The sequence below is a fragment of the Bradyrhizobium canariense genome (assembly GCF_019402665.1).
In the GTDB taxonomy this organism is placed as follows: Bacteria; Pseudomonadota; Alphaproteobacteria; order Rhizobiales; family Xanthobacteraceae; genus Bradyrhizobium; species Bradyrhizobium canariense.
The window spans coordinates 1-19,279 of record NZ_VSST01000038.1 but is presented as its reverse complement, the minus strand read 5'-3'; the positions used below and the strand labels follow the sequence as shown (position 1 = coordinate 19,279).

Sequence of the window (19,279 nt, the reverse complement as noted above, 5' to 3'; positions counted from 1 at the left end):
TGATCTGTCCGGTCTAAACAGAAGGCGGGCGATCCAGTATTCCAGAGGCGGTGGTGATTTACCGAGAGGCCGCGGCGTACTGGATGCCCCGCCTTCGCGGGGCATGACAGCGTTGCGCCTCACACCTTCCGCGCTTCCACCGCCATCCGCACCGCAAGCCCGGCCAGCACCGTGCCCATCAGCCAGCGCTGGACCAGCATCCAGCTTGGCCGGCTTGCGAGAAACAGCGCGATCGATCCGGCCGCGAGCGCGATCATCGCATTCACGCTGACACTGATCGCGATCTGGATCGCGCCGAGCACCACCGACTGCGCCAGCACGCTGCCGGCGGTGGGATCGATGAACTGCGGCAGCAGCGCGAGATAAAGCATCGCGATCTTCGGGTTGAGCAGATTGGTGACGAACCCCATTGCGAACAATTTGCGCGGGCTGTCGATCGCAAGCTGCTTCACCTGGAACGGCGAGCGACCGCCCGGCTTCACCGCCTGCCAGGCCAGCCACAACAGATAACCGGCGCCGGCAAAGCGCAGCGCGTCGTAGGCGAAGGGAACGGCGAGCAGCAGCGCCGTGATGCCGAACGCCGCGCACAGCATGTAGAACACGAAGCCGAGCGCCACGCCGCCGAGCGAAACGATGCCCGCTGCCGGCCCTTGCGTGATCGAACGCGAGATCAGGTAGATCATGTTCGGCCCCGGCGTGAGCACGAGGCCGAGGCAGACGAGGGCGAAGCCGAGCAGGGCGGAGGTGTGGGGCATGGCTGAACCGGTGCGGGAGACGGCACGGTTCTAATATGGGTGGCGCGGTCGGGCCATCGCGCAATTGCACGGAGGACAATTCAACCCGACCGGCCGGTGGTGAACGCGAACCAGACCGCTATCGCGACCAGTGCCAGGGCGAACAAGCGCCGCACCACGTTGCGGTTGTTCGCGACGTCGATGGTCGATTGCAGCGAGCCCGCCAGCGCGACGATCGCCGCATGGATCAGCGTGGCGATTGTCACGTAGATGACGCTGAGCATCAGCGTCTGCCGGACCACGGAGCCGGCATCGGCGCGCACGAACTCCGGCAACACCGCCACGTAGAACATCGCGGCTTTCGGGTTGAGCAGGTTGGTGATCAGGCCGCGCCGGAACGCCGGCCACGGCCGCGCGTCGGCACCGACCGTCCTGCCCGGCGAAGCGTCCTCCTTGCCCGACCACGCGTCCCAGGCAAGCCACAGCAGATAGGCGACGCCACCCCATCGCAGCAGGCCATAAAGCCACGGCGAATGGTCGATCGCCGCGGCGAGGCCGAAGGCCGCGATCACGCCATAAGTCATCAGCCCGAGCGCGATGCCGGCCACCGCGGCAAAGCCCGTGCGCATGCCGCGCGAGAGCGACAGCGCGGCGAGATAGGTCATGTTGGGACCGGGCGTGATCTCGATGACGAGCGCCGTCAGCGCGAAGGCGAGCAGCGGGCTGAGATCACTCACGCAGTTCGCCTCTGGACTCGATCACGGTGACGGATCAGTGCGCCTCGTCCCAATTGTTCGCCGCGCGTGCATCGACATGCAAAGGCACCGAGAGCAGCACGGCCGGGAACGGCGCGTCCTGCATCACGTGCTGCACGACGGGGAGCGTGGCCTCGACCTCCGCGTCGGGCACCTCGAAGATCAATTCGTCATGCACCTGGAGCAGCATCTGCGCCGACAGCTTCTTCTCGGCCAGCGCGTCCTCCATCCGCGTCATGGCGCGGCGGATGATGTCGGCGGCGGTGCCCTGGAGCCGGGCGTTGATCGCGGCGCGCTCGTTGAAGGCGCGCACCGAGGCGTTCGAGGCCTTGATGTCGGGATAGTACATCTTCCGTCCGAACAGCGTGGTGACGTAGCCGTGGCTGCGGCAAAAGTCGCGCGTCTCGTCCATGTAGGCGCGGATGCCGGGGAAGCGCTCGAAGTACTTCTTGATGTAGGCGGAGGCTTCCTCGCGCGCGATGCCGAGCTGGTTGGCGAGGCCGAACGCCGAAATGCCGTAGATGATGCCGAAATTGATCGCCTTGGCGCGGCGCCGGATTTCGCTCGGCATGCCCTGGATCGGCACGCCGAACATTTCCGATGCCGTCATGGCGTGAATGTCGAGACCGTCGCGGAACGCCTGCTGCAGCACGGGAATGTCGGCGATCTCGGCGAGCAGCCGCAGCTCGATCTGCGAATAGTCGGCGGAGACCAGCTTGTGCCCTGGCGTTGCGATGAAGGCGCGGCGGATTTTTCTGCCGTCCTCAGTACGTACCGGAATGTTCTGCAAGTTCGGCTCGTTCGACGACAGCCGGCCCGTCGTGGTCGCGGCCAGCGCGTAGGTCGTGTGGACGCGGTGGGTCTGGGGATTGACGTAGGTCGGCAGCGCGTCGGTGTAGGTCGATTTCAGCTTCGAGACCTGGCGCCACTCCAGAATCTTCTTCGGGAGGTCGTGGCCCTGCTCGGCGAGCTCGTCGAGCACCTGCGCGGTGGTGGACCATGCGCCGGTCTTGGTCTTGGTGCCGCCGGACAGTCCCATCTTGCCGAACAGGATGTCGCCGATCTGCTTCGGGCTGCCGACATTGACGGGCTCGCCCGCGATCTGCTGGATCTCGGCCTCGACGCGCGCCGCGGTCTGGGCGAAATCGCCGGAGAGACGCGACAGCACCTGGCGGTCGATCGAGATGCCGCGCCGCTCCATGCGTGCGAGCACTGCGACCAACGGGCGTTCCAGCGTCTCGTAGACCGTGGTCATGTGCTCGGCGACAAGGCGCGGCTTCAGCACGCGCCAGACCCGCAAGGTCACGTCGGCGCCCTCCGCCGACAGCGACGCGGCCTTGTCGATCGGCACCTGGTCGAACGTGATCTTGCCCTTGCCGCTGCCGAGCAGCTCGTTCTCCTTGAGCATGGCGTGACCGAACCAGCGCTCGGACAGCTGCTCCAGCGCATGCGAGCCGCGACCGGCATCGAGCACGTACGAGATCAGCTGCGCATCGTCGGTGTTGCGCAGTGTGATGCCGTGCTGCGCCAGCATCACCGCGGTGAATTTGACGTCGAAGCCGATCTTGAGAATGCCTGACGATTCCAGCACCGGCCGCAACGCCTCGACCGCCTCGGCATGCTTGACCTGATCGGGCGCGAGGCCCGCGTCGAACAGGCCGGCGCCGCCGCCGGACTGCTTGTGCGCCAGCGGGACGTAGCAGGCTTCGTTCGGCGCCAGTGCGAGCGCGATACCGCAGAGATCGGCCTGCATCGGGTCGATCGAGTTTGCCCGGATCTCGACCGCGACATGGCCGGCATCATGGATGCGCGCGATGAAGGCGTTCAATTCCGCGAGGCTCTTGATCGCCTGGTACTTGCTGCGGTCAACCGGAAGCTTGCGCAAAGCCTCTTCGCGCGCCGCGGCGAGAGAGATCGGCGCGCCCTTCGGGCTCGCGGCCTTGTCCTCCTTGGTCGCCGATGCGTTGCGCTGGCCCGCCGGAACTTGCGGCGCGCCGGTTCCCGGGGCCGGCACGACGTCCGAAGGCGGCAGCGGCGAGAACACGCTGGCGCCGCTGGAATAGCCTGGATCGGCATCGACGTTGGTCGGATCGATCTGCGAGAACTCGGCGACGCGGCGCGTCAGCGTGGAAAATTCCATCGCCTTCAGGAACGCGATCAGCTTGCGCGCATCGGGCTCGTGGACGGCGAGATCGTCCAGCGGGACTTCGAGGTCGACGTTGTCGTCGAGCAATACGAGCTGCCGCGAGATGCGCGCCTTCTCCGCGTGCTCGATCAGGGCCTCGCGCCGCTTCGGCTGCTTGATTTCGGTGGCGCGGAACAGCAGCTGCTCGAGATCGCCATATTCGACGATCAGCTGCGCCGCGGTCTTGATGCCGATGCCGGGCACGCCCGGAACGTTGTCGGTGGAATCGCCGGCCAGTGCCTGCACTTCCACCACTTTCTCCGGCGGCACGCCAAACTTCTCGATCACCTCGGGGATGCCGATGCGGCGGTCCTTCATGGTGTCGTACATGGTGACGCAATCGGTGACGAGTTGCATCAGGTCCTTGTCGGAGGACACGATCGTCGCGCTGGCGCCGCGCTCGCAGGCTTGCCGCACATAGGTCGCAATCAGATCGTCGGCCTCGAAGCCGACCTGTTCCAGGCAAGGCAGGTCGAAGGCGCGTACCGCTTCGCGGATCAGCGAAAATTGCGGGATCAGATCGTCCGGCGCCGGCGCCCGGTGCGCCTTGTACTCAGGATAGATCTTGTTGCGGAAGGTGATTTCCGACTTGTCGAAGATGATCGCCAGATGCGTCGGCCGGTTGTCCTCGGGCATCTCGCGCAAAAGCTTCCACAGCATGTTGCAGAAGCCGAGCACGGCATTGACCTGCAAGCCGTCGGACTTGCGGTTCATCGGCGGCAGCGCGTGATAGGCGCGGAAGATGTAGCCGGAACCGTCGACCAGGAAGACATGGTCGCCCTTGCCGGCGGCCTTGGCGGCGACGGGCTTGGCAGCAGCTGTCGCGGCAGCGGGCTTCGTTTCGGCGGCCTTGGGCGCGGCCTTGGTGTCAGCTTGGGCGGTGGTCTTTGGGGAGCTCTTGGGCATGGCCGCAATGTATGAATTTTTGCGGGATTTGACAGCCTCGGGAGGTGGATTTTTGGCTTGCGGATGCCGCTATCCCCACTGTCGTTTCCCGCATCCCCCGCTGTCATTCCCCGCGAGGGCGGGGAATCGAGTACGCTGCGGCTTATCCGTATACGACTGCTGCCTCTGGAATACTGGATCCCCGCCTTCGCGGGGATGACAACAGAGCATCACTCCGCCGCCTGCAATCGCGCCTCTGTCTTCTTCGGCGCGATGCAGAACGCATCGGGCCGCTCGAACAGGAAATTGCCGCCAAGCCGCAGAGCGATCTGCCAGATCGCGAGCGAGCCGATCACGCCAACGATGGTCACGATCAGCGACACCGCACCGATGTCGGGAATGATGCCCGTGCGCAAGAGCAGCGTCCGTGTCGCCGCCATCGGCAGGAAGAAGGCGAGATAGATCACGATCGAATGCTCGCCGCAGAAGCGGAAGACATTCAGCCATTGCGCGCGCGCGAGCAGCGTGCCCATCGTGATGATGGCGCAGGCCCCGGCGAAGCCGAGCACGAGCGATACGATTTTCCATTCGCTGGCCCCGAGCGCAACGAGGCCGGCATTGACCAGCGCCCATGTCGCGAGCGCTGCCAGCGCCCATGCAGGATGATTGCGCGCGCGGTCCGACAGCGCGAACACGAAGGGCGCGAACAGATAGCCCGAATAGAAATAGACGAAACGCGCGCAGAACTCGTCGATCGCGGTCCAGCCGGTTGCGACACGTGCCGTCTCCAGTGCGGCCGCGATGAGCCAGATCGCGGGCGACGGGACTCGCCGTGTCAGTTTTGTGACGACGAAGAAGATCGGCAGGAGGTAGATGAACCATAGCGTGCCGAACGGCTCGACGAAGGATTCCAGATACAGCAAGCCGGCGTCGCGCCAGCTCGTTTCCGCCGCGAATGCGGGGGCCTTGAAGCCGAACTGGATTGTCACCCAGACGACATAGAAATAGGCGAAATGCACCACCTTGCGGTCGAGATAGGTTCGCCAGTCCCGGTCGATCACCAGTGGCAGGAACAGGCCCGAAATCAGGAAGAAATCCGGCATCCGGAACGGCTTTGCGAAGGCGACCAAAACATGCATGAAACCGGTCTCACCGGCAGCAAGCTCGACCCCGAGCACCGAATGCATCATCACGACCATGACGATGCAGATGCCTTTGGCGTAATCGACCCAATCGACACGCGCAGCAGCCGGGGCCTTGAGTCCCCCGCTCGCGGCGATTGTGCCTGATGGTGCCATGGTGTCTCTTTTTGAGGCGTGTTCCGCCAGGATCTGCGTGAACGCGGGGCAGTTTGCCGCCTTGCGGCTTACGATTTCTTTACCGGTACAAGTGCTGTGCCGTTTTTTGTACGCGGGCTGTTCCCTCATCCCGGGAAAATGCTAAACCGCCTTGGAATAGGGGTTTTGTTAACCAAGCCAAACAGGGTTTTTCATGCGCATTGCTATGATCGGCACGGGCTATGTGGGACTGGTGTCCGGGGCCTGCTTTGCGGATTTCGGTCACGACGTCATCTGCGTCGACAAGGACGAGAAGAAGATCGCGGCCCTTCATCGCGGCGAGATCCCGATCTACGAGCCCGGGCTTGACGAACTGGTCGCGACGAATGTGAAGGCCAAGCGGCTGGAGTTCACCACCGATTTGTCCAAGCCGGTCGCGGATGCCGATGCTGTCTTCATCGCGGTCGGCACGCCGTCGCGCCGCGGTGACGGCCACGCCGATCTGTCCTACGTTTATGCCGCCGCGAAAGAGATCGCGCAGTCGCTGTCCGGCTTCACCGTCGTCGTGACCAAATCGACCGTCCCGGTCGGCACCGGCGATGAGGTCGAGCGCATCATCCGCGAGACCAATCCCAAGGCCGACGTGGTCGTCGCCTCGAATCCCGAATTCCTGCGCGAGGGCGCGGCGATCCGCGACTTCAAATTCCCCGACCGCATCGTCGTCGGCACCTCCGACGAGCGCGGCCGCAAGGTGATGAGCGACATCTACCGTCCGCTGTCGCTGAATCAGGCGCCGCTGATGTTCACGGAACGCCGCACCGCCGAGATGATCAAATACGCCGCCAACGCGTTCCTCGCGACCAAGATCACCTTCATCAACGAGATCGCCGACCTCTCCGAAAAGGCCGGCGCCAACGTGCAGGAGGTCGCGCGCGGCATTGGCCTGGACAACCGCATCGGCACCAAATTCCTGCATGCCGGTCCGGGCTTCGGCGGCTCGTGCTTTCCGAAGGACACCAAGGCGCTGATCAAGATCGCGCAGGACTACGACGTGAGCCTTCGCATCGTCGAGTCCGTGCTGGCGGTCAACGAGAACCGTAAGCGCGCGATGGCGCGAAAAGTGAGCCAGGCGCTCGGCGGCTCGCTGCGCGGCAAGACCATCGCCGTGCTCGGCCTCACCTTCAAGCCCGACACCGACGACATGCGCGATGCGCCGTCGATCCCGCTGGTGACCGGCCTGATCGACATGGGCGCGAAGGTGAAGGCCTTCGATCCCGTCGGCATGGAGCAGGCGAAGAGCGAGCTGCCCAGCATCACCTATTGCGAGGACGCCTATTCCTGCGCGGAAGGCGCCGATGCGATCGTGATCGTCACCGAATGGGTGCAGTTCCGGGCGCTCGACCTCGACCGGCTGAAGGCGACCATGGCCCAGCCCGTCATCGTCGATCTGCGCAACATCTACCGCCCCGAGGAGATGGCTGCGGCCGGTTTCGTCTATGAGAGCATTGGCCGGCCGCCGGTGCACGGCTGATAGCGGCATATGATTGTCATATCCCGCGAAGGCGGGGTATCCAGTAATCCGCGATCTTCGTAATAACCGGGATCCGAGTTTACTGGATCACCCGCACCAGTGCGCAAGTGCGCACAAGGCGGGTGATGACGGAAGCGAGATATTTGCCCCGCAGTTTCGACACGCCCCTCCCGATCGATGCCGTGCTCGACGACCTCTCGCGCACGCTGGAGGCGCATAATGCCGCCGTGCTGGTGGCGCCCCCGGGCGCCGGCAAGACAACGCGCGTGCCCCTGGCGCTGCTCGATGCCCCCTGGGCCAAAGGCAAGAAGATCATCGTGCTGGAGCCGCGGCGCATCGCGGCGCGCGCCAGCGCTGACCGCATGGCCAAATCGCTCGGCGAACGCGCTGGGGAGACTGTCGGCTATCGCGTCCGCTTCGGCTCGAAGATCTCGCGCGCGACCCGCATCGAGGTGGTGACGGAGGGCATCTTTACCCGCCAGATCCTCGACGATCCCGAGCTGTCGGGCATCGCCGCCGTCCTGTTCGACGAATTCCACGAGCGTTCGCTCGATGCCGACATGGGCCTCGCGCTGGCGCGCGATGCGCAAACCGGCCTGCGCGAGGATTTGCGCATCCTCGTGATGTCGGCAACGCTCGATGGCGCCCGCGTCGCAAAATTGCTCGGCGAAGCGCCCGTCGTCGAAAGCGAGGGCCGCGCCTTTCCGGTCGAGACGCGCTATCTCGGTCGCAAGGCGGACGCGCCGGTGGAGCGGCAGATGGCGGATGCGATCGCCTCGGCGCTGCGGGCCGATGCCGGCTCGGTGCTGGCGTTCCTGCCGGGCGCCGCCGAAATCCGCCGCACCCAGAACCTCCTCGCCGAGCGCGTGCAGGACGCTTCGATCGAAATCGTGCCGCTGTTCGGCGCACTCGACGCCGCCGTGCAGGATCGGGCTATCTCGCCGGCGCCCAAGGGCACGCGCAAGGTGGTGCTGGCGACCTCGATCGCGGAGACCTCGCTCACCATCGAGGGCGTGCGCATCGTGGTCGATTCCGGTCTCGCCCGCGTGCCGCGCTACGAGCCCGACATCGGCCTGACCCGGCTCGAGACCGTGCGCGTCTCGCGCGCGGCGGCTGACCAGCGCCGCGGCCGCGCCGGCCGGACCGAGCCCGGTGTCTGCTACCGGCTCTGGGACGAACCTCAGACGGCCTCGCTCGCGCCCTACACCCAGCCCGAGATACTCAGCGCCGATCTGTCCTCGCTGGTACTCGATCTCGCGCAATGGGGCGTCGCCGACCCTGCCGCGCTGTCGTTTCTCGACCCGCCGCCGCAGCCGGCCTGGAAGGAAGCAAAAAGCCTGCTCTGCGAGCTCAACGCGCTCGATGCCGATGGCCGCATCACCGCGGAGGGCAAGAGCCTGCGGGCGCTGGCGCTGCCGCCGCGGCTCGCCCGCATGATCGTGGATTCGCATCGTGCCGGCGAGGGCGAGGCCGCCGCCGAGATCGCCGCCATCATCACCGAACGCGGGCTCGGCGGCGACAGCGTCGATCTCGAGCACCGGCGCGACCAGTTCCGCCGCGACCGTTCCCCGCGTGCCGCAAGCGCGCGCGACCTCGCGCGGCGCTGGGCCTCGCAGGTGGCGGCGTCAGAGAAGACGGCGGCCGGAGAAGACGGCCTCTCGACCGGCCTGATGCTCGCCTACGCCTTTCCGGACCGCGTCGCGCGCAACCGCGGCAATGGCAGCTTCGTGCTCGCCAACGGCCGGGGTGCTGCCGTGGATCAGACCTCGTCGCTCGCCCGTGCACCCTATATCGCGATCGGCGAAATGACCGGCACGGCGGCGAGCGGGCGCATTCTGCTCGCCGCGCAAATCACCCAGGACGAGATCGAGCAGCATTTCGCCGAGCACATCGAATCCGTCGAGGAGATATCGTTCGATCGCGGCGCGATGGCGTTGCGGGCGCGGCGCAAGCGCGCGCTGCACGCGATCACGCTCTCCGAGGCGACGCTTGCCGTATCGCCCTCGGAGGACACTGCGCGCATCTTCGCGGACGGGCTGATCGCCGCCGGCCTCGACCGGCTGCCCTGGTCGAAGGCAGCCAAACAATGGCGCGATCGCGTGATGTTTTTGCGCAAGGCCGAGGGCGACAGCTGGCCTGATCTCTCGGACGACGGATTGATCGCGCGGCGCGACGATTGGCTGGTGCCGGCGCTCTACGACAAGATCGCGCTGAAGGATATCTCCGCCGGCGAACTCTCCGACGCGCTGATGACATTGTTGCCGTGGGAGATGCGCGCGCGGCTCGACCGCGAGGCGCCGACGCATTTCGAGGCGCCGACCGGCAGCGTGCTCGCGATCGACTATGAAGCGGAGCAGGGGCCGACCATCGCGGTGCGGCTGCAGGAATTGTTCGGCCTCAACACCCATCCCTCGATCGCCGCCGGCAAGGTGCCGCTGGTGCTGGAGCTGCTTTCGCCGGCGCAGCGCCCGGTGCAGGTGACGCGCGATCTCCCTGGTTTTTGGCGCGGCAGCTACAGCGCCGTGCGCTCCGATTTGCGCGGCCGCTACCCGCGCCATCCCTGGCCGGAAGATCCGGCGAATGCGCTGCCGACCCGGCGGGTCAAGCCGCGCGGCACGTGAGGCGCAAGAAGACCCTCATGGTGAGGAGCGCGGAACGCGCGTCTCGAACCATGTAGGCCCGCCTTTCACCCGCGGCCATCCTTCGAGACGCCCGCTTCGCGGGCTCCTCAGGATGAGGATATGCCGTATCTGCGACACCGGCGCATTAACCGTCCGCTCATCCTTTTCGTCAAAATAGCACAGCTCTGGCCGCAGCGTCGCTCGCGGACAGGCCTGCCGCGTGGTGAAATCGAGCCTTCCGGCTCGGAACTGGTGTGATGCGTAACATAATGATTTTCGCGGCGATCATGATCGGCCTCGGCACCTTCATGGCGCAGATGGCGGACAGGATGAGCTCCGCCTCGGCGACGTCGGTGCCGCGCACGGTAGCAGTCGCGTCCATCGCGCCGGCCGGCGGCCGCAGCCTCAACATCCCTCGCGACGGCCGCGGCCACTTCCAGACTGAAGGCCGGATCGAAGGCCAGCGCATCGGCTTCATGGTCGACACCGGCGCCTCCGTGGTTGCGCTGAACGAGACCTCGGCCGCCCGCTTCGGCCTGCGCCCCTCGCGCAGCGATTACAACGCCACCGTCTCCACCGCCAACGGCACCATCAAGGCCGCGCGCACCCGCATCGCCATGCTCGATATCGGCGGCCTAATCGTGCGCGATGTCGATGCCATGGTGCTGCCCGACGAGGCGCTGTCCGAGAACCTGCTCGGCCTCTCCTTCCTCTCCCGCCTCAGGCGTTTTGAGTACGCCAACGGTCAGATGGTGCTGGAGCAGTAAGGGTCTCCCAAAGGCTCCAGCGACCGCATATTTCAAGAAAATCTCTATTTTGACCGCTCTCGCGGCCAGATTTCCCCGTTACCAAACTGCCGCAATTATCATCCATAAGCTGCCATTCCCGCCTTCCGCTGCAGCCCGGCATTCGCTAAGGCTGCATCAAATCTGGCTCTTTTTCACGAGACCGTCTCCATGTTCCCCAAGCCGAAATCCGTGTTGCTGCCCAACACCTATGCCTTCGAATCCGAGCCGATGGTGAAGGCCACGGGCTTTCGCGAATACGACGCGCGCTGGCTGTTCCAGAAGGAAATCAACCTGATGGGAATCCAGGCGCTCGGCATGGGGCTGGGCGCGCTGATCGCAGAGCTCGGCGTCAGCCAGGAGATCGTCACCGGCCATGATTTCCGCGGCTATTCGGCCTCGATCAAATATGCGCTGATCTCCGGCCTGATGGCAGCAGGCTGCAAGGTGCACGACATCGGGCTCGCGGTGACGCCGATGGCCTATTTCGCCCAGTTCGACCTCGACGTGCCCTGCTGCGCCATGGTCACGGCCTCGCACAACGACAATGGCTGGACCGGCGTGAAGATGGGCGCCAACCGCCCGCTGACCTTCGGCCCGGACGAGATGACGCGACTGAAGGAGATCGTGCTGGGCGCCGAGTTCAAGAACAAGGCCGGCGGCTCCTATCAATTCCACGAGAATTATCCGGCGCGCTACATCGCCGATCTCACCAGCCGTCCGAAGCTCAAGCGCAAGCTCAAGGTCGTCGCGGCCTGCGGCAATGGCACCGCCGGCGCGTTCGCGCCGCAGGTGCTGGAGGCGATCGGCTGCGAGGTGATCCCGCTCGACACCGAGCTCGACCACACCTTCCCGAAATACAATCCGAACCCCGAAGACATGGAGATGCTGCATGCGATCCGCGACGCGGTGCTGCAGCACAAGGCCGATGTGGGCCTCGGCTTCGACGGCGACGGCGATCGCTGCGGCGTGGTCGACAACACCGGCGAGGAGATCTTTGCCGACAAGGTCGGCGTGATGCTGGCGCGCGACATGTCCGCGATCCACAAGGACGCGCAGTTCATCGTCGACGTGAAGTCGACCGGCCTGTTCATCACCGATCCGGTGTTGCAGAAGCAGGGTGCAAAAACCACCTATTGGAAGACCGGCCATTCCTACATGAAGCGCCGCACCCATGAGACGGGTGCGCTCGCCGGCTTCGAGAAGTCCGGCCACTTCTTCTTCAACAAGCCGTATGGACGCGGCTATGACGACGGTCTCGTCTCGGCGCTCGCGATCTGCGACATGCTCGATCGTGCCCCCGGCAAGTCGATGGCCGATCTCAAGAACGCGCTGCCGAAGACCTGGTCGTCGCCGACGATGTCGCCGCATTGCGGCGACGAGGTGAAGTACGGCGTCATCGACAAGGTGGTGAAGCACTTCGAGGGCTTGCAGGCCAAGGGCGCCAAGATCGGCGACCAATCGATCCGCGATCTCGTCACCGTCAACGGCGTCCGCGTCACGGTGGAGGACGGCAGCTGGGGTCTGGTGCGGGCCTCCTCCAACAAGCCCGAACTCGTCGTCGTGGTCGAGAGCCCGGTCTCCGAGCAGCGCATGCACGACATGTTCGAGATGGTGAACAGCGTGCTGCGCACCCATCCCGAAGTCGGCGAGTACAATCAGAAGATTTGAGGTGCGAGGCTAGCCTCACTTGCTGTCATGCCCCGGCTTGACCGGGGCATCCAGTACGCCGCGGTTTATCCGTACCCCATCGTCGTCTCTGGAATACTGGATCGCCCGGTCAAGCCGGGCGATGACAGTTTGCGTGTGGTGAGCCTTAACCCGCCACCACAGCCGGGATCGGCAGCGCGGTGACCGATTTGATCTTCTCCATCGCGAAGCGCGAGGTGACGTTCTTCAGCGGCACGGCGCTGATCAGCTTTTTGTAGAACACGTCATAGGCCTGCATGTCCGCGACGACGACGCGCAGCATGTAGTCGACGTCGCCGGCCATGCGATAGAACTCCATCACCTCGGGCATGGCGCTGACGGCGTCGGCGAACTTCTTGAGCCAGGCGTCGGAATGGTCGGAGCTCTCGACCGACACGAACACGGAGATGCCGAGCCCGATCTTGTTCTGGTCGACCAGCGCCACCCGCTTGGTGATCACGCCGTCGGCCTCCAGGCGCTGGATGCGCTTCCAGCAGGGGGTCGAGGACAGGCCGACGCGGTCGCCGATCTCTGCGACGGAGAGGGAGGCATCGTCCTGCAGCACCATCAGAATCTTGCGGTCGATGGCGTCGAGGCGGCGGCTGGTCTCGGGGAGCGGGACGGCGAGATCGGTCATTTGAAGAACTTTGTTCCATTTCAATGGTCGATTTCCCTGATATAGAGAAAATCCTTCTATAGCAAGTCTATAATCTCGGCATCCGTCCGAGCGTCGTCCCGCGCGGCATGTTCAAAAGCTCTTCAACTTCAACGCGTTGCGGAGCGGCCAGGCCGCCGCCGTGACGGGTGCATTTCAGCGCCGCGGCGGCCGCGGCGAATTGCAGCGCCTGCCGCACGCCGCCGCCTTCGGCAAGGCGAAGCGTGAAGGCGCCATGGAAGACGTCGCCGGCGCCGAGCGTATCGACGGCCTGAACCGGAACCGCCGGCGTCTGCTCCAGTTCGCCGCTCTCGTTCAGCCAGATCGTGCCACGCGGGCCGCGGGTGGCAGCGAGGAAGGCGGGCGTGAGTCCGGCCAGGCGCTGCAACGCCTCGCCGTCGTCAGGGATGCCGGCTGTCTCCTGTACCTGTTCGCTGGCGAACAGCAGGTGCGAGGCGGCCGTGAGCAGTCCGTCCTGCAACGATATCGCGCGGTCGACGCCGACGATGACGGCAATGCCGCGCCGGCGTGCCTCAGTGCAGAGATCCGTGCAGAACGATGCGCAGCGGCTCTCGACGAGGACCGCCTGACAATCGGCGAGCAGCTTGTCGGCGTCGGGCAGCTCGACTGTCCACAGCGCCGGATCGCGATAGATCGTGAGCGTTCGCTCGCCCGTCGCATCAATGATGATGGCAGAGACGGGCGTGGTCGCATCAGGTATGCGCACGATATGGCTTGTGTCGATATTTTCGGATCTCATGCGCTCGAGAATGAAGCCGCTCGACGTCTCCTGCGCATCGCCCATGGGGCCCGCGAAGGAGACGCGGCCGCCGAGCCGCGCGATGGCGATCGCGGCATTGAGCGCGTTGCCGCCGCAGATCTCCGCGAGATGGCTGGCGTTCGCCTTGCTGCCGCGCGCGGGCACGGCCTCGACCCGAAAGGTCAGATCGCGCACGGGAATGCCGATGCAGAGGATGCGCGGCGCGATCACAGAGTGCGCCATCGGCGGTCAGCTCTTGTCGTGCACCCAGCGGCCGAGCAGGTGATGCGCAATCGCAAACGGATGCGGGCCGGCGAGCCCGTCGGGATGGGTCCGCGTCAGCATCAAGGCCGCCTCCTCGCGCGTGAACCAGCGCGCATCCTCCAGCTCGGAATGATCGACGACGATGTCCTCGCTCACGGCCCGCGCGCTGCAGCCGATCATGAGCGACGACGGATAGGGCCAGGGCTGGGTCATGTAATACTGCACGTCGGTGCAGCGGATTCCGGATTCTTCGAAGATTTCGCGGCGTACCGCGTCCTCGATGGTTTCGGCGGCCTCGACGAAGCCGGCGAGGCACGAATACATGCCGGGCGGAAACTGCTTCTGGCGGCCGAGCAGGCACCTTTCGCCGGAGGCGACGTGCATGATCACGACGGGATCGGTGCGCGGGAAATGCTCGGCCTTGCAGCTCGGGCACTCCCGCTTCCAGCCGCCTTCCTTCATCGCGCTGCGCGTGCCGCAATTGGCGCAATAACCATGGCGCTGATGCCAGCTCACCATCGACTTCGCCATCGCGATCGCCGACAGCTCCTGCGGCGGCACCGCGCCCTGCATCGCCATGCCGCGCAGCTCACTGAGCGCGTAGTCCTCGCGCCCGATCAGCTTCTCGGACGCGGCCTGCGAGAGGCCCATGCCGAACATCGCGGCGCCGTCGCGTAGGCCTAAGAAGATCGTGCCGGGATTGGCGCCGCATTTCAGCGCCTCGTCGATTCCGAGCAGTGCGCGCACCTTGTCGCCTTCGCGCTTCACCAGCAGCGAGTCGCGGTAGACCACATAGGCGCGCGAGGTCGGCTTCTGCTCCATCGCGAACAGCTTTTCGTCGTCGCGGCGCAGATGCGCGGCGCGGTCGAGAATGTTGGTGACGAAGGCCGGCTGCCCCAGCGGAAACGAGTCGAATGCTGACATTTCTTGTTCTTTCAACCCAACCAGATCTTGCGGCGAAGCGCGCTGATGAAAGTCTGCACCTCGGTGGCGTCGTGCGCCAAGGGCTGCATCACGCCCCAGACCGGCCGCGGCCAGGCGGCGTCACTGGTTCGGCGCGCGATGATGTGGACGTGAAGCTGGGGCACGAGGTTGCCCAGTGCCGCGATGTTGAGCTTGTCGCATTGGGTGATCTCCTTCAGCGCGCGCGAGACGCGGGAGATCTCGGTCATCAATTGCGCCTGCTGCACCTCGTCGAGGTCGATGATCTCGACCGTATCCGCGCGCCGCGGCACCAGCAGCAGCCAGGGATAATGCGCGTCCTTGATGACCAATACCTTGGACAGCGGCAAATCGCCGATGTCGATGGTGTCCTCTTTCAGGCGGGAGTGCAGCGACCAGGCGGGTTCGGGCATGAAGATTTCCGGATGGCCCGACGGGAATCGGGCATGGCGGGGCGGAACCCCTGAATATTTGCTCCGACCATACGACAGCGATTCCGATAGGGGAAGGATGGCGCTCCGCAGGGGCCGCATACGCGATCGTCGTCCTGGACAAGCGCAGCGCAGATCCAGGACCCATTACCACAGGATTGGGCTTGGCGAAGATTCGGGGTTTACCGACTTCGTGCCACAAACTTCTCCTTGGGGTAATGGGTCCTGGCTTTCGCCAGGACGACGGTGGGGGCGTGCTTTTACGCCTCCGCCAGCACCCGCGCATTGGCGCGGACCGAGGCTTCGCTGACGCGGATGCCGAGGCCCGGGCCGTCGGGCACCACGACGTGGCCGCCGCGATTGGCGACGCGCTCTTCCAGCACGTCCTCGGTCAGCACATGATGCGGCATGTAGAATTCGCAGCCGAGCGAGATGCCCGGCGTCGCCGCGATCAGCTGCGTGCCGGCGGCGAGCCCGATGCCGCCCTCCCACAGTGTGCCGCCATAGCCGGGCAGGCCGGCGATGTCGGCGATCGCCATGATCGCCTGCGCCTCGAACAGGCCGCCGGCCTTCATCAGCTTAATCGAGACGGCATCTGCCGCCTCGCGGCGCACCACCTCCATCATGTCGCGGCGATCGAAACAGCTTTCGTCGGCGAGCACGGGAGTTTCCAGCGCCGCGGTGAGCTGCGCCATCACGTCGAGATATTTGCGGGGTACCGGCTGTTCGATGAAGGTCGGCGCAAACTGCTCGACGTCGCGCAGGATCTTGATCGCGCCGAACGGCGCCAGCGCCTGGTTGTAATCGACGCGAAGATCGACCTTGTCGCCGAATTCTTTCCGGATCGCCGCAAGATGATCGAGATCCTCGCGATGCGACTTCACGCCGGTCTTGACCTTGTAGATGACGCTCCCGTCCGGAACCATCTTCCGCATGCGTTCGAGATCGGCAGTGAAATCCGGATCGGCGATGGAGAACGACAGCGGGATCGTGTCCCGCACGCGGCCGCCGAGCAGGTCAGCGACCGAAAGTCCCGAGGACTTGCCGACGATGTCGAGCAGCGCCATTTCGATCGCGACCTTGGCTTCGGCATGTCCGACCAAGGCACGATCGAGCTCGGCCATCAGAGCGCGGATGCGACGCACCGACTTGCCCATCACGATCGGCCGCAAATAGATGTCGAGCGCGGAGAAGGCTGCTTCCGGCGTTCCCGTGAACACTTCCCACGGTGCCGCCTCGCCCCAGCCGATCACGCCGTCGCTCGACGTCAGTTCGAGCAGCACGCGTTTCACCGTGCCCTTGACGTTGCCGACGCCCTGGAGGCGCGCCATCTTGATCGGGCTCTCGATCAGGAACAGCCTGAGACGTGCGACGGTCGCTTCGGTCATGTCAGGCCTCCATTGACGTGCCAGACCTGGCCGGTGACGTAGGATGCTTTTGGGGAGGCCAGAAAGGCGATGATCTCGGCCACTTCCTCCGGCCGCCCGCGGCGATTCATCGGGATCAGTGCTTCGGTCGCCGCGATCTGCTCGGGTGACAGCCGGCTTTCGCTGGGCTTGTCCTTGATGATCAGGCCCGGCGCGACGGCGTTGACGGTGATGCCCTCCCCGGCGAGCTCGACTGCGGTGAGGCGCACCAGCGCTTCGAGCGCGGAGCGGCTCGCGGCCGTCGCTGCAAAGGGTGCGAACTCCGGCCGGATCGCGTGCGCCACGAACGACGACACTGCCACGATCCGCGCATCTCGTCCCGCACGCAGCAGCGGGAGCGCGGCGTCCACCAACCGCGTGAACGCCAGCGCCGATTCATCCATCGCCTTGCGGAACTGATCCGCCGGCGTACCGATGGCGCTGCCGCGGCGGGCATGGCCGCCGACCAGGATCAATCCGTCGAGCCGGCCGAAGGCGCTTTGCGTAGCGGCGAGGGCGTCGGTGACCGCGGCCTCCTCGGCGAGATCGCCGAGGCATTTTGCGACGATCGCACCTTGCGCTTCGGCTTCCGCGGTCGTGACGTCGAGACCCTCTGCGTTCGAGCGCGTGTGGAGCACCAGCGCCGTGCCGGGCGTTGCGAGCAGTCTTGCGGTGGCGCGGCCGATGCCGCTGGCGGCGCCGGTGACGAGATAGACGCGGTTGATATCGGACATCACGATGCCGTTGTGGCCGGCGGCAATGCGCCGGTGCGGTGGAAATGGCTAAGGAAGGCGCGGGTCGCAGCTTCTCTTGGATTGTCGATCACCTGCCGCGCCGGGCCTTCCTCGATCACGACGCCGTCGCGCATGAAGATCAGACGGTCGGCGACTTCGCGGGCAAAGGCGATCTCGTGGGTCACGATCACCATGGTCATGCCCTCCGACGCCAGCTGCTGGATCACGGCGAGCACCTCGCCGACAAGCTCGGGATCGAGTGCGGAGGTGGCTTCGTCGAACAGCATCACGTCCGGCTCCATGGCAAGCGCCCGGGCAATCGCGACGCGCTGCTTCTGTCCGCCGGAGAGCGTTGCCGGATATTGGTCGGCCTTCTCTGCAAGGCCCACCTTGACGAGTTGCGCTCGTGCGAGTTTCTCGGCGTCCGCCCTGGCCATGCGCCGCACCGTGACCGGTCCCTCCATCACATTCTGGAGCGTCGTCATGTGCGGGAACAGGTTGAAATGCTGGAACACCATGCCGGTGGTGGCGCGGAATCCTGCCAGCGTCTTCACGTCGGGCAGCTTTGTGCCTTGTCCGAAAGCAAAGCGCGTGTCTCCGACGCGAACGCTGCCGCCGTCGGGCGTCACAAGAAGGTTGATGCAGCGGAGCAGCGTCGACTTGCCGGAGCCGGACGGTCCGATCAGCGCGACGACACCACCCTTGGCGACGTCGAGATTGATGTTCTTCAAAACCTCGTTGCTGCCGAAGCTCTTGCGCAAGGCCCGGATCTCGATTTTTTGCGTGTCGCTCATTCGCCGACCGCCAGTCGCTTCTCGCCGCGCCGGACCATGATGGTCAGGGGAATCAGGATCGCCGCATAGGCGACCGCGACGGCGGTGTAGGTTTCCAGCGGACGGTAGCTGTCATGGGCGGCGACCTGGCTCTGATAGACCAGGTCGGGCACCGCCAGCACCGAGACCAGCGAGGTGTTCTTGAACTGGATGATCGACTGGTTCATCAGCGCCGGGATCATGCGCTTGATCGCCTGCGGCAGCACGATGCGCCGCATGCTCTGGCCTGGGGTCATGCCGAGCGCGGCGCCGGCTTCGGACTGGCCGCGATCGATCGAGATGATGCCGCCGCGGATGATCTCCGAATAGAACGAGCCGCCGTAGAGCGACAGCGCCAGCGCCGAGGCCGTGATCGGCGTCATCTCGATGCCGGCCAGGATCGGCAGCGCGTAATAGAACCAGATCAGCTGCACCAGGATCGGCGTGCAGCGGAACGCCTCGATGAAGGTGAGCGCGAGAAGGCGCACCGCGCGAAAGCGCGACAGGGTCCCGAACGCGCCGAACAGGCCGAAGACGAGGCCGAGCACAACGATGACCAACGTGAAGCCAACGGTGACGCCGAGCCCGTTGAGAAAGAGCCAGCGATAGCTCCAGAGGATGCCGAAATCCCACTGATACATATTATCTTGGACCTCAGTCGCGCGCGAATTGAAGACAGTCGAGCCGCATGCTCGGTGCACCTCTCCCGCTTGCGGGAGAGGTCGGCGCGAAGCGACGGGTGAGGGCTCTATCCTCTTGGGGAGTCTCCCTAGAGGAGACACCCTCTCCCCTGCCCTCTCCCGCTTGCGAGGG

16 protein-coding genes are annotated in these 19,279 nt (G+C 65.3%); 4 read left to right on the top strand and 12 right to left on the bottom strand.

What is annotated here, in order from left to right:
- Positions 1-119: 119 nt before the first annotated feature.
- The 4 genes from FXB41_RS20585 to FXB41_RS20570 all read right to left on the bottom strand — a co-directional run bounded on the left by FXB41_RS20585 (position 120) and on the right by FXB41_RS20570 (position 5,857).
- Positions 120-755: a LysE family translocator gene (locus FXB41_RS20585; RefSeq protein WP_007597728.1), complete on the bottom strand. Its 636-nt coding sequence runs from the start codon at positions 753-755 to the stop codon at positions 120-122.
- An 80-nt stretch (positions 756-835) separates the two neighbouring features.
- Positions 836-1,471 carry a LysE family translocator gene (locus tag FXB41_RS20580; RefSeq protein ID WP_007597727.1) on the bottom strand — a complete coding sequence of 212 codons (636 nt, stop codon included), beginning with the start codon at positions 1,469-1,471 and terminating at the stop codon, positions 836-838.
- Between the two features lie 34 nt (positions 1,472-1,505).
- A complete protein-coding gene (polA, locus tag FXB41_RS20575) occupies positions 1,506-4,580 on the bottom strand; it encodes a DNA polymerase I (RefSeq protein WP_219683000.1) in 3,075 nt (1,024 codons plus the stop codon).
- A gap of 209 nt (positions 4,581-4,789) precedes the next feature.
- On the bottom strand, positions 4,790-5,857 hold the full coding sequence (locus FXB41_RS20570; protein ID WP_219682999.1) for an acyltransferase family protein: 1,068 nt from the start codon (positions 5,855-5,857) through the stop codon (positions 4,790-4,792).
- A 193-nt stretch (positions 5,858-6,050) separates the two neighbouring features.
- On the opposite strand from FXB41_RS20570, the gene FXB41_RS20565 reads away from it, so the two are divergent.
- From FXB41_RS20565 to FXB41_RS20550, 4 genes are all read left to right on the top strand, one after another.
- Positions 6,051-7,367, top strand: coding sequence for a UDP-glucose dehydrogenase family protein (locus FXB41_RS20565; protein ID WP_219682998.1), 1,317 nt, complete (start codon positions 6,051-6,053; stop codon positions 7,365-7,367).
- Positions 7,368-7,510: 143 nt separating this feature from the next.
- Positions 7,511-9,988, top strand: a complete 2,478-nt coding sequence (hrpB, locus tag FXB41_RS20560) for an ATP-dependent helicase HrpB (RefSeq protein WP_219683001.1) — start codon at positions 7,511-7,513, stop codon at positions 9,986-9,988.
- Positions 9,989-10,245: 257 nt separating this feature from the next.
- Positions 10,246-10,755 carry a TIGR02281 family clan AA aspartic protease gene (locus FXB41_RS20555; RefSeq protein WP_219682997.1) on the top strand — a complete coding sequence of 170 codons (510 nt, stop codon included), beginning with the start codon at positions 10,246-10,248 and terminating at the stop codon, positions 10,753-10,755.
- Between the two features lie 189 nt (positions 10,756-10,944).
- Positions 10,945-12,444 (top strand): phosphomannomutase/phosphoglucomutase, encoded by a 1,500-nt coding sequence (locus tag FXB41_RS20550; RefSeq protein ID WP_219682996.1) that lies wholly within the window; start codon positions 10,945-10,947, stop codon positions 12,442-12,444.
- A gap of 145 nt (positions 12,445-12,589) precedes the next feature.
- Here FXB41_RS20550 and FXB41_RS20545 read toward each other — a convergent pair whose 3' ends face one another.
- From FXB41_RS20545 to FXB41_RS20510, 8 genes are all read right to left on the bottom strand, one after another.
- Entirely contained in the window at positions 12,590-13,099 is a 510-nt protein-coding gene (locus FXB41_RS20545) for an Lrp/AsnC family transcriptional regulator (RefSeq protein WP_007597714.1), read from the bottom strand.
- A gap of 67 nt (positions 13,100-13,166) precedes the next feature.
- The gene (locus FXB41_RS20540) at positions 13,167-14,120 is read right to left on the bottom strand and encodes a sugar kinase (protein ID WP_219682995.1); all 954 of its coding nucleotides are present in this window, start codon (positions 14,118-14,120) and stop codon (positions 13,167-13,169) included.
- A 6-nt stretch (positions 14,121-14,126) separates the two neighbouring features.
- Positions 14,127-15,065, bottom strand: coding sequence for an NAD(+) diphosphatase (gene nudC / locus FXB41_RS20535; protein WP_007597712.1), 939 nt, complete (start codon positions 15,063-15,065; stop codon positions 14,127-14,129).
- 11 nt (positions 15,066-15,076) lie between these two features.
- Positions 15,077-15,496 (bottom strand): HIT domain-containing protein, encoded by a 420-nt coding sequence (locus tag FXB41_RS20530; protein WP_219682994.1) that lies wholly within the window; start codon positions 15,494-15,496, stop codon positions 15,077-15,079.
- Positions 15,497-15,774: 278 nt separating this feature from the next.
- Complete coding sequence (locus tag FXB41_RS20525; RefSeq protein WP_219682993.1) at positions 15,775-16,902, bottom strand: muconate cycloisomerase family protein; 1,128 nt, start codon at positions 16,900-16,902, stop codon at positions 15,775-15,777.
- A complete protein-coding gene (locus FXB41_RS20520; RefSeq protein WP_219682992.1) occupies positions 16,899-17,654 on the bottom strand; it encodes an SDR family NAD(P)-dependent oxidoreductase in 756 nt (251 codons plus the stop codon). Before FXB41_RS20520 ends, FXB41_RS20525 begins: the two co-directional genes overlap by 4 nt.
- A complete protein-coding gene (locus FXB41_RS20515) occupies positions 17,654-18,448 on the bottom strand; it encodes an amino acid ABC transporter ATP-binding protein (RefSeq protein WP_219682991.1) in 795 nt (264 codons plus the stop codon). The genes FXB41_RS20520 and FXB41_RS20515 overlap by 1 nt, the downstream gene beginning before the upstream one ends.
- Positions 18,445-19,107 (bottom strand): amino acid ABC transporter permease, encoded by a 663-nt coding sequence (locus FXB41_RS20510; RefSeq protein WP_219682990.1) that lies wholly within the window; start codon positions 19,105-19,107, stop codon positions 18,445-18,447. Before FXB41_RS20510 ends, FXB41_RS20515 begins: the two co-directional genes overlap by 4 nt.
- Positions 19,108-19,279: the final 172 nt, after the last annotated feature.

Bases quoted from the DNA above. Each gene is read 5' to 3' on its own strand.
- FXB41_RS20585 (WP_007597728.1), bottom strand. From the start codon at position 755: ATGCCCCACACCTCCGCCCTGCTCGGCTTCGCCCTCGTCTGCCTCGGC.
- polA (WP_219683000.1), bottom strand. From the start codon at position 4,580: ATGCCCAAGAGCTCCCCAAAGACCACCGCCCAAGCTGACACCAAGGCC.
- FXB41_RS20570 (WP_219682999.1), bottom strand. From the start codon at position 5,857: ATGGCACCATCAGGCACAATCGCCGCGAGCGGGGGACTCAAGGCCCCG.
- FXB41_RS20565 (WP_219682998.1), top strand. From the start codon at position 6,051: ATGCGCATTGCTATGATCGGCACGGGCTATGTGGGACTGGTGTCCGGG.
- FXB41_RS20555 (WP_219682997.1), top strand. From the start codon at position 10,246: ATGCGTAACATAATGATTTTCGCGGCGATCATGATCGGCCTCGGCACC.
- FXB41_RS20550 (WP_219682996.1), top strand. From the start codon at position 10,945: ATGTTCCCCAAGCCGAAATCCGTGTTGCTGCCCAACACCTATGCCTTC.
- FXB41_RS20545 (WP_007597714.1), bottom strand. From the start codon at position 13,099: ATGACCGATCTCGCCGTCCCGCTCCCCGAGACCAGCCGCCGCCTCGAC.
- FXB41_RS20540 (WP_219682995.1), bottom strand. From the start codon at position 14,120: ATGGCGCACTCTGTGATCGCGCCGCGCATCCTCTGCATCGGCATTCCC.
- nudC (WP_007597712.1), bottom strand. From the start codon at position 15,065: ATGTCAGCATTCGACTCGTTTCCGCTGGGGCAGCCGGCCTTCGTCACC.
- FXB41_RS20530 (WP_219682994.1), bottom strand. From the start codon at position 15,496: ATGCCCGAACCCGCCTGGTCGCTGCACTCCCGCCTGAAAGAGGACACC.
- FXB41_RS20525 (WP_219682993.1), bottom strand. From the start codon at position 16,902: ATGACCGAAGCGACCGTCGCACGTCTCAGGCTGTTCCTGATCGAGAGC.
- FXB41_RS20520 (WP_219682992.1), bottom strand. From the start codon at position 17,654: ATGTCCGATATCAACCGCGTCTATCTCGTCACCGGCGCCGCCAGCGGC.
- FXB41_RS20515 (WP_219682991.1), bottom strand. From the start codon at position 18,448: ATGAGCGACACGCAAAAAATCGAGATCCGGGCCTTGCGCAAGAGCTTC.
- FXB41_RS20510 (WP_219682990.1), bottom strand. From the start codon at position 19,107: ATGTATCAGTGGGATTTCGGCATCCTCTGGAGCTATCGCTGGCTCTTT.